13 protein-coding genes are annotated in these 10,120 nt (G+C 28.8%); all 13 read left to right on the forward strand.

The genetic code is table 11. The features are described 5' to 3' along the window. The first annotated feature begins 165 nt into the window (after window positions 1-165). Window positions 166-858 (forward strand): cytochrome c biogenesis CcdA family protein, encoded by a 693-nt coding sequence (locus tag ACTHUW_RS11790; protein WP_442197044.1) that lies wholly within the window; start codon window positions 166-168, stop codon window positions 856-858. Window positions 859-889: 31 nt separating this feature from the next. Then, on the forward strand, window positions 890-1,522 hold the full coding sequence (locus tag ACTHUW_RS11795; protein WP_442213371.1) for a TlpA family protein disulfide reductase: 633 nt from the start codon (window positions 890-892) through the stop codon (window positions 1,520-1,522). After that, on the forward strand, window positions 1,523-2,092 hold the full coding sequence (locus ACTHUW_RS11800; RefSeq protein WP_442213373.1) for a prolipoprotein diacylglyceryl transferase family protein: 570 nt from the start codon (window positions 1,523-1,525) through the stop codon (window positions 2,090-2,092). A 518-nt stretch (window positions 2,093-2,610) separates the two neighbouring features. Further along, complete coding sequence (locus ACTHUW_RS11805) at window positions 2,611-3,192, forward strand: 5-formyltetrahydrofolate cyclo-ligase (protein WP_442211030.1); 582 nt, start codon at window positions 2,611-2,613, stop codon at window positions 3,190-3,192. A gap of 67 nt (window positions 3,193-3,259) precedes the next feature. Continuing rightward, the gene (locus tag ACTHUW_RS11810) at window positions 3,260-4,036 is read left to right on the forward strand and encodes an Mrp/NBP35 family ATP-binding protein (protein WP_442213375.1); all 777 of its coding nucleotides are present in this window, start codon (window positions 3,260-3,262) and stop codon (window positions 4,034-4,036) included. A 215-nt stretch (window positions 4,037-4,251) separates the two neighbouring features. Further along, the gene (locus ACTHUW_RS11815) at window positions 4,252-6,630 is read left to right on the forward strand and encodes a heavy metal translocating P-type ATPase (RefSeq protein WP_442213378.1); all 2,379 of its coding nucleotides are present in this window, start codon (window positions 4,252-4,254) and stop codon (window positions 6,628-6,630) included. A gap of 24 nt (window positions 6,631-6,654) precedes the next feature. Then, the gene (locus ACTHUW_RS11820) at window positions 6,655-6,867 is read left to right on the forward strand and encodes a heavy-metal-associated domain-containing protein (protein WP_442213380.1); all 213 of its coding nucleotides are present in this window, start codon (window positions 6,655-6,657) and stop codon (window positions 6,865-6,867) included. Window positions 6,868-6,970: 103 nt separating this feature from the next. After that, a complete protein-coding gene (locus tag ACTHUW_RS11825; protein ID WP_442197037.1) occupies window positions 6,971-7,234 on the forward strand; it encodes a metal-sensing transcriptional repressor in 264 nt (87 codons plus the stop codon). A 216-nt stretch (window positions 7,235-7,450) separates the two neighbouring features. After that, window positions 7,451-8,383, forward strand: a complete 933-nt coding sequence (locus ACTHUW_RS11830; protein WP_442213383.1) for a magnesium transporter CorA family protein — start codon at window positions 7,451-7,453, stop codon at window positions 8,381-8,383. 101 nt (window positions 8,384-8,484) lie between these two features. After that, on the forward strand, window positions 8,485-8,979 hold the full coding sequence (locus ACTHUW_RS11835) for a hypothetical protein (RefSeq protein ID WP_442213385.1): 495 nt from the start codon (window positions 8,485-8,487) through the stop codon (window positions 8,977-8,979). A 16-nt stretch (window positions 8,980-8,995) separates the two neighbouring features. Continuing rightward, window positions 8,996-9,241, forward strand: a complete 246-nt coding sequence (locus ACTHUW_RS11840) for a hypothetical protein (RefSeq protein ID WP_442213387.1) — start codon at window positions 8,996-8,998, stop codon at window positions 9,239-9,241. A 21-nt stretch (window positions 9,242-9,262) separates the two neighbouring features. Next, window positions 9,263-9,388, forward strand: coding sequence for a hypothetical protein (locus tag ACTHUW_RS11845; RefSeq protein ID WP_442213389.1), 126 nt, complete (start codon window positions 9,263-9,265; stop codon window positions 9,386-9,388). 25 nt (window positions 9,389-9,413) lie between these two features. Next, window positions 9,414-9,644: a hypothetical protein gene (locus ACTHUW_RS11850; protein ID WP_442213391.1), complete on the forward strand. Its 231-nt coding sequence runs from the start codon at window positions 9,414-9,416 to the stop codon at window positions 9,642-9,644. Window positions 9,645-10,120: the final 476 nt, after the last annotated feature.

Below are 10,120 nucleotides of genomic sequence, written 5' to 3' on the forward strand. Positions count from 1 at the left end.
ATATTAAATAAAGAAAACTTTTCTCAATTTTTATTATACCCTATTTTTTACTATTTACCAAGCCTTAATTCCAAGTTTTTTGCTGGGGATTTTTTAGGAGGAGAAAAAAACTGATTTATTATACCCCCATATGGTATAGTAATAATATATAAGGAAGGTGAAATTATGTTTGAAGATGTTACATTTACTATGGCTTTTGGTGCAGGTTTGCTTTCGTTTTTCTCTCCCTGCATTCTACCACTTATACCAGCATATATAATGTATATGACAGGAACTAGTATTGAAGAAGAGCTATCTAGAAAAAAATGGCTAGCCTTATCTCGCACGCTTGGTTTTGTGCTTGGATTTACTATTATATTCATGATAATGGGAGTTTCTGCTTCTTATATAGGAAGAATATTCATACAAAATAAAGGAATATTCACAAAAATAAGTGGAGTTTTAATAATGTTTTTTGGACTTAATTTAATGGGTATAATTGATTTGAACTTTATAACTAGTAAAAGAAGGGCCAAGGCCCCAAAAAAGGTTACGAGTTTTCTAGGAGCTACTTTAATGGGAATGGCATTTGCTGCAGGCTGGACTCCTTGCTATGGACCTATACTTGCATCAATTTTAGTCAAAGCAGGATTATCAAATGATCTAGTAAGTTCAATATATTTACTTTTAATATATTCTATAGGAATGGCAGTGCCATTTATATTAACAGCTCTATTTATCAACTACTTCACTAGATTCTTAGATAGGGTACAAAAATGGACTGGATATATTTATAAAATTGCAGGAGCTGTAATGGTCTTATTTGGACTTTTAATATTTTTTGATAAGATTAGTAGCATAGCAAATTTTATTAATTAAAAAAGTAACAATTAAAGGAGATGAGAATATTATGAATAAGAAAAGTATTATAGCCATATCTATACTTGCACTCATGCTAATTGTAGGAATATACTATACGGTTAATGATAATGACAATAATGATAAGGAAAAAACTTCTAAAGAAGAAGAAGCACTTATAGATGAAAACACTGAAAAAAGTGAAAGTGTATCAGAAGATGAAGATATTGAAGAGGAAGATATAGAAGAAGTATTACTTGAAAAAGGAAAACCAGCACCAGACTTTACTTTGAAAACTTTAAATGGAGAAGATGCATCCCTATCTGATTATAAGGGTAAAATAGTTCTAATAAACTTTTGGGCTACATGGTGTAAATACTGTGATGAAGAAATGCCTGATTTAGAAAAACTATACAATGAAAATAAGGATGATTTAGTAGTACTTGCAGTAGATGTAGGTGAAGAAGAAGAAAAGGTGCGTGACTATATAGAAAAGGGCGGATATACCTTTCCGGTTCTATTAGATAAGGATAGTAGCATAGCTCAAAAAAATTATTATGTAAGTGCATATCCAACATCATATTTTATAGATGAAGATGGAAACTTGATAGGAGCAGTTGCTGGAATGATGACCTATCCTCAGATGACGCAGATATTAGAACAGATAAAAAGTGGAGAAATTTAAATGAGACCTATTTTTTTACAATTAGGACCTATAAGTATAACTTGGTTTCTGCTTTTTGGTGTAATTTTAACTATAATAGGATATATTATTTTAAAGATGATAACAAAAGATAATAAATATAAAGAGATAATAGAAGATTATTATCTCTTAGAACTGATAATAGGATTTATTGGCGCAAGAATCACTTATGTATTATTTCATTTAGGATTATATGAAGATAGATTAATGGATATAATAAGAATAAATCACTATAATTTAAATTTATTTGGTGGAATACTTTTAGCAACTTTAACACTTTTTATAATAACAAAAATAAAAAAAGAGCCTTTTTTAGAAATATTAAACAGATTGCTTGTTCCATTTTATTTTGCTATGGCTATAGGCATATGGGTATTTGAATTTGAAGGGATATTAGCTAAATCAAGTACAAGTGAAACTTTGATATATTCTTTATTGTTTTTTATATTTTTGATAATTCAATCATCCTTATTTGAAAGATATAAAAAAATAGGCTTAATTACCTTATCATCATCTGTTTTACTATATTATTTACTTATGATAATATTTTAAAAGATGTAATTCGGGTAATAGATAATAAAGGCTTGACAAAGTATATATTGTAATATTACAATATATATAAAGATATACCCCATATGGGTATATGAAAAGGAGATGTTATTGTGAAATTAAATGTTACAAATACAGCAATAGAACAAATCAAAAGTATAATGGAAAAGAAGGATGCATTTGATAAAAAAATTAGACTTTATGTATCTGGATATGGTTGAGGTGGCCCATCATATGGTATTGCTCTGGATGAGCAACACAATGAAGATAAAACTCAAGATATTGATGGAATAACATTTTTAGTGGATGAAAATCTAGTTGACCAAGTAGATGCTTTCAATGTAGATTATACAAAAGATTGGACAGGTAAAGGCTTTAGAGTTACAACAGGTAATAGTTCTTCTTGCTAATTTTTTAAAAAACTTCTGTAAACTTTGCAGAAGTTTTTTCTTGTTAATTTGTATAGAGTTTTAAAGAGGTATATAATATTAGTTAAGAAGAAATTTATGAGGAGTGAGAATATGAATACAGATGAAAAAAAGCAATTAAGAAAAAAGATTTTAAATGAAAGAAAAAAATTAAGCAAAGAAGAAGTAAATACTCTAAGTGAAAAAATCATATCATATCTCATCAAGATGGAAGAGTTTAAAAATAGTAAAACAATAATGACTTATCTAAGCTTTAAAGAAGAAGTAAATACATTTAAGCTTATTGAAAAGATGATGGACCTAGAAAAAAATGTGCTGACCACATATACAGATAAAAATAAAAATATAATAGTACCTTGTAAATTAAAAGATTTAGATGAATCATTAGATGAAAATCCATTTGGATATTTAGAACCTAAGGAAGATTTGATAGAAGAAGTAGATCCTGGTCAAATAGATTTAATAATAACACCTGGGCTTGCCTTTGATAAAAAGGGAAATAGAATAGGCTATGGTGGAGGATATTATGATAAATTACTTGCAAGAGCGCCACAGGCTATAAAGATAGCTCTAAGTTATGATTTTCAAATACTTTCTAAAGTTCCAAATGGAAAATTTGATATACCGGTTGATTATATAGTTACACCTACAAAGATTATAGTTTGTGAAAATTGATATAGATCATAGATTTTTAGATATGATTATTATATATTAAAAGAAAAATATTAAGGGGATGAAAGTATTGGCTGAAGAAAAAACTAAAAAACCTTTTGAAAACACTCGTGTAATAGCTATAGGAAGTGGAAAAGGTGGAGTAGGTAAATCTACTGTAACAGCTAATTTAGCTGTAGAGCTAAGTGAGATGGGTTATAGTGTAGGATTGATTGATGCAGATATATTAGGGCACAGTATACCTCAAATTCTTGGAATAAAGAATAAAAAGCCTATGGCAACTAAAGATGGTACAATCATACCTATTGAAGTTAATGGAGTAAAGATTATATCTATGGGGAATTTAATGGACAAGGATGAAGCACTTATTTGGAGAGGTCCTATGCTTGGAAATGTATTAACTCAATTTTTTAATGATGTATACTGGGGAGAACTTGATTATATGCTAATAGATTTACCACCAGGAACAGGTGATGTGCCACTTAGTCTTATGCAACAATTACCTAAAGCAGAAATACTAATAGTTACAACACCACAAATCACAGCAGCAGATGTAGCAAAAAGATTAGCTTTTATGGCTAAAAAAACAAATAGCAAGGTAATAGGTATAATAGAAAACATGAGTTACTTTATATGTGATAATTGTGATGAAAAACATTATATATTTGGCAAAAGTGAAGGAGAAAAACTAAGCAAAGAATTAAATGCACTTCTTTTAGGCGAGATCCCACTTTCTACACTAGTAAGAGAAGATAGTGATAAGGGAATACCTTCAGTATTAGATGATAGATTAGATATAAAAGATAAATACAACTTAATAGCAACAAAACTTTTAGAAACAGAATAAATATTATATATACGATTCAGCATGGATATAAATAAAAGATTCTTCAATATACGTTCAAAATGACTAAGTTTGTCAGCCTGAACGAAGTGAAGGATCTTGTTTTTTTATCTCCATTTGGGTAATAATATAATAAATATTTGCAATTCAAAATGAAATATGTTATCATTTACTTATAAGGCACCCCATATAGGGTGGGGTAGGAAAGGAGTGTAGCAATGAATATAGAAAAAGTAAGTTTCAAAGTTTCAGGAATGACTTGAGCATCCTGTTCAAATAGGGTAGAGAGTTCTCTATCAAAATTAGATGGCGTAAAAAGCGCTGTAGTAAATTTAATAGCAGAAAAAGCAACAGTAGAATATAATCCAGAAAAGATAAGCGTAAAAAAGCTTATGGATACTGTAACAAATACAGGATATAAAGCTTCCATGGATAGGGTAAGGCTTGATATAGAAGGTATGACTTGTTCAGCATGTGCTGCAAGGGTTGAAAAGGCACTAAAGAAGGTCCAAGGCATAGGAGAGGTAAATGTAAATATTGCCACAAATAAGGCAACAGTAGAATATTTATCATCAGATGTTGATGTATCTGACATGAAAAAGGCAGTAGAAAAAGCAGGATATAGTGCAAAAGAAGAAGAAAAAATAGATGTGGATAAACAAAAGAAAGAAAGAGAAAATGAGATAAAGAAACTTAAAACTCTTTTTATAGTATCAACAATTCTAAGTTTACCACTTTTATCAGCTATGTTTGTAGATATGGCAGGATTTGATACCATACTTAGCAATGGATGGTTTCAATTTGCTCTAGCAACACCAGTTCAATTTATTATAGGATGGAGATTTTATAAAGGTGCATATCATGCTCTAAAGGGTGGAGGAGCAAATATGGATGTGCTTGTAGCTATGGGTACATCAGCAGCATATTTCTATAGTATTTATATGCTACTAGCAGATATGAATCACTTTTATTTTGAATCATCAGCAGTTATTATAACACTTATAGTTCTTGGTAAATTAATGGAAGCAATAGCTAAAGGAAAGACTTCAGAAGCTATGAAAAAACTTATGGGCCTTCAAGCTAAAACTGCAAAGGTGATAAGAGATGGCGAGGAAAAAGATATTCCAGTAGAAGAAGTTGAAGTAGGGGAAATTATAATAGTTAGACCAGGAGAGAAAATTCCAGTAGATGGTCAAATAGTAGAAGGTAAATCTACAGTAGATGAATCAATGCTTACAGGAGAATCCATTCCAGTAGAAAAGGCTATGGGTGAAGAAGTAATAGGAGCAACTATAAATAAACATGGTACCTTTAAATTTAAAGCTACAAAAGTAGGAAAAGATACAGCTCTATCACAAATTATAAAGATGGTAGAAGAAGCTCAAGGTTCAAAAGCGCCAGTTCAAAGACTTGCAGATAAGGTATCTGGTATATTTGTTCCTATAGTTGTTGTAGTAGCAATCGTAACTTTTGCTATTTGGTTTTTAGTAACAGGTGAGATAAACCCAGCAATTTTAGCAGCAGTATCAGTGCTTGTAATAGCATGTCCTTGTGCACTTGGACTTGCAACACCAACAGCTATAATGGTAGGTACTGGTAAGGGTGCAGAAAATGGAATATTAATAAAAGGTGGAGAACATCTAGAAAAGGCAGAAAAGATAGACACAATAATATTTGATAAAACAGGAACTATAACAAAAGGAAAACCTGAAGTTACAGATATTTTGACATTTGATATAGAAAAAGAAGAAGTTCTTAGGATTTCAGCATCAGCAGAAAAATCATCAGAACATCCCTTAGCAGAAGCTATAGTAAATGATGCAAAGGCAAAAGAAATAACACTCTCAGATGTATCAGATTTTAATGCAATACCAGGACATGGAATATATTCTACATTTGAAGGATCAGAAATTTATCTAGGAAATAGAAGATTAATGAAAAAAGAAAATGTAGATATAAGTGAAGCAGATAGTGAAATAGAAAGACTTGAAAATGAAGGTAAAACTGCTATGATTTTAGCTATAGATAAAAAATTAAAGGGTATAATAGCGGTAGCAGATACTATAAAAGAAAGCTCTAAAGAAGCTATAGATGAACTTAAAGACATGGGCATAGAAGTATATATGATAACAGGAGATAACAAAAGAACAGCACAAGCTATAGCAAGAGAAGTGGATATAGATCATGTTATAGCAGAAGTATTACCTGAAGATAAGGCAGCAAATGTGGAGAAGATACAAGCACAAGGTAAGAAGGTAGCAATGGTAGGAGATGGAATAAATGATGCTCCAGCTCTAGCACAAGCTAATATTGGTTTTGCAATAGGTACTGGTACAGATGTAGCTATTGAAGCTGCTGATATTACTCTTATGAGAGGCGATTTAAAAGAAATTGTTACAGCTATAAAATTAAGTAAAAAAACAATGAAAACAATAAAACAAAATTTATTCTGGGCATTTGGATATAATACTCTAGGAATACCAGTTGCAGCATTAGGACTTTTAAATCCTATGATTGCAGGAGCAGCTATGGCATTTTCTTCAGTATCTGTTTTAACAAATTCATTAAGATTAAAGAAATTTAATATCAAAAAATAAAATTAATTAAAAGGAGAGATTTTGATGGAAAAAACATTAACAGTTGAAGGTATGAGCTGTGGTCATTGCACAAAAGCAGTAGAGGAAGGATTAAGAGAATTAAAAGAAGTAACAAATGCACGTGCTGATCTAAACAGCAAAACAGTAGAAGTAGAAGGCTATGAACTTAAAGATGAAGATCTTAAAAAAGCAGTAGCTGAAGCAGGATATGAAGTAATAGATATAAAAACAGTTTAAAATAAAAGAAAAGATCCTTCGCTATGCTCAGGATGACAGAATTGTCATTCTGAGAGAATGCGAAGAATCTAATTATTTTTGTCATATGTAAGGGGTGAATAAAGTGACAGATGAAAGAAAAAAAGCACTAAATCTTCTAAAAACTTCAAAGGGGCAAATAGAAGGTATCATAAGGATGTTAGAAGATGATAGATATTGTGTAGATATATCAAAACAGATACTTGCAGTCCAAGGACTTCTTAAAAAATCTAATTTAAATATATTAGATGCACATATAAAATCTTGTGTAAAAGAAGCAATACTTGAAGGTCATGGCGATGAAAAAATAGATGAAATTATTAATGTTCTGGATAAGTACATCAAATAATGTGGATAAGTTATTTTAAAAATAATTTATCCACATTATTTTTTTAATTTGTTTTAAAAAATATATATGATAGAATAGTAGAGGAAGAAATGAGAAAGGTGTGAGGAAATGGACGAAGGACCCAGTTTATACAATAAAAACAAAATAAAAAACTCTCCTTATAGTCCATTTTTAATATAAGCATAGGATTATACAGGAGTAGTTAGGAGTGATTGTATGCTTAATATTTATAAAACAATAGAAAAACAATTAGTAGAATTAAAGGATTTTGAAGATGGCTGTTGGGTAAATTTAATTAAGCCAAGCAGGGAAGAATTAGAAAAAGTAAGTAATGAATTGAATGTAGATATGGACTTTTTAAAAGCTCCATTAGATGATGAAGAAACTTCAAGACTTGAAATAGAAGAAGATCAAACACTTATATTAGTGGATATACCAATGGTTGAAAAAGAAGATGATTCTTATGTTTATTATACATTTCCACTTGGAATTATACTTTATAAAAAATATATTATAACAATATGTCTTAAAGAAAATTTACTCTTAGAACAATTTGTCGAGGGAAAGGTCAAAGCATTTTATACCTATAAAAGAACTAGATTTGTACTTCAAATGCTATATAGAATGAGTGCAAGATACCTTATATATCTAAAACAAATAGATAAGATATCTAGTAGGATAGAAAAGCAACTTCATAAATCAACCAAAAACAAAGAACTATTTCAACTACTTGATTTAGAAAAATCCCTAGTATATTTTTCTACTTCATTAAAAGCAAATGAAATAGTAATGGAAAAAATGCTTAAATCTGAATCAGTGAAACTATATCCAGAAGATGAAGATTTACTTGAAGATGTAATAATAGAAAATAAACAAGCCATAGAAATGGCAAATATATATAGCAATATATTAAGTGGTATGATGGATGCCTTTGCATCAGTTATATCAAATAATTTAAATATAGTAATGAAGGTACTGACATCAATAACAATAGTAATGTCAATACCTACAATGCTTGCAAGCTTCTATGGAATGAATGTAGGATTACCTCTGCAAAATTCACCATATGGATTTCTAATGATAATGGGTCTATCCATAACCCTTGCAACAGGAGCAATAGTTGTATTATATAAAAAGAATATGTTTTAAAAAGTTAGACTTAAAAGTCTAGCTTTTTTTTATTAAAATTTTATTACAAGGAAGGACTTAGAGTGCTTATGTAGAATATAATAAATATAAGGGGTGAAAATATGGAGGAAGCCAAACAAAATAAATTTTTATTTATATTAATAGTTATATTAACCTTAACAGAGTTATATTGGGGATATAAGGTATATAGGTCATACAAAGGAGTATATGATATTGGTTTTTTTCTTATATTTGTTCTTCAACCCTTGTGGTATAGTTTTTTAATAGTTGACGTGAGAGATGATCATCCCAGATGGAAGATCATCATATCAATAATTTTAACAATAATATTGCCAATTATCCTATATTATAGTTTACCAAACTATAGCTATGATGATGGTAGAGAAATTATAAGAGAAAAGTTTGATGAAGATGTAGAATTTACGGACTATTCAAATAGCATGGACACCATACCAGTATTTGAAAAGGAGAAAAATATTTTTATAAATGATAGAACATATTATTATAAAATATATACAAATGGAAAATATAAATACTTTATTTTAAATGAAAAAACAGGAAAATTAATAGAACTTGAAGAAGGTTATTGGGAGTAAAAAAGGAGATGATTAAATGATTATATATTATATATTTTTCTTTATAATATCTATAACAATTATTATACCATTATATATTTTTTTAATATATTCATTAATACATCCAGAAAAGACAATGTTTATGGGAAGTTCCTTATTCATAAAGAATAAAGATTTAGAACCTACTGAATTTGCATTAGATAGATATAAGTTTGGAATAATATTAACCCTAATACTTACGACGATATTCATAATATCTATTATTTATCAGTTAGTGAAATAAACAAAGTACAATTGTAAAATATTGGACCAATTATACAGAGCATTTGCTAAAAAATCTGATATTGAAATATTAGATGATGAATATGAAATTAAATATCATCGTGATGACTGGGAAAATAAGGATTTGAATTTGAAGAATGATAAATAAAGAAAATAGAAAATAGGTGATTTATTTGAAGATAATTAGAATCATACTTGCGATAGTAGTATTTGTTTTAGCAGTACTAGCTTTCATAAATAGGCATTCTACTGATATTAACCTAATACCATATATGTTAATAGGATTTGGTATTCTCTATATGTTTGATGCAATAGATTTTTATAAGTTGAATAGAAAGATTTATTCCATGCTTATGGCTGCATTTAGCTTATTTATGATTATAATAGGAATTTTTACTTTTTAAAAAGATAGTAAATAATTATTATAATTTATTTTTAGATATTTTAAGTACAGTAATAAAATACTAAATGATATTAATCTTTTTTCTTTTGTTTATAAAGATATATTCCATCAAAAATATAAAAGACACCGATAAACATAATAATATATGGTATTAGAAAATGTTCGATAGTAATAAGTAGTACTCCGAGAATAATTAATATTATGGGCAGTAAATTTCTGATTACTGACAAAACCATCACTTCCCTTCTATTATTTAAAAGCTAATTTATTTATAAAATAAAAAAGTTAACATCCTATAGTGATTTTAACATAAAATGATATGAAAACCTATATGCATTTATTAGTATCTTTTAACCTATCATATTTATTTCAGTAATAAATATGATACAATTATAAGAAAAATATTATCTAAAAAATTCTTAAAGGAGTGATTAATATGGATAATGGTGGATGTGTTAAATGTGGCAGTAAAAATGC

Origin of the sequence: Senegalia sp. (in: firmicutes) (genome assembly GCF_052088025.1) — a bacterium.
In the GTDB taxonomy this organism is placed as follows: Bacteria; Bacillota; Clostridia; order Tissierellales; family SIT17; genus Anaeromonas.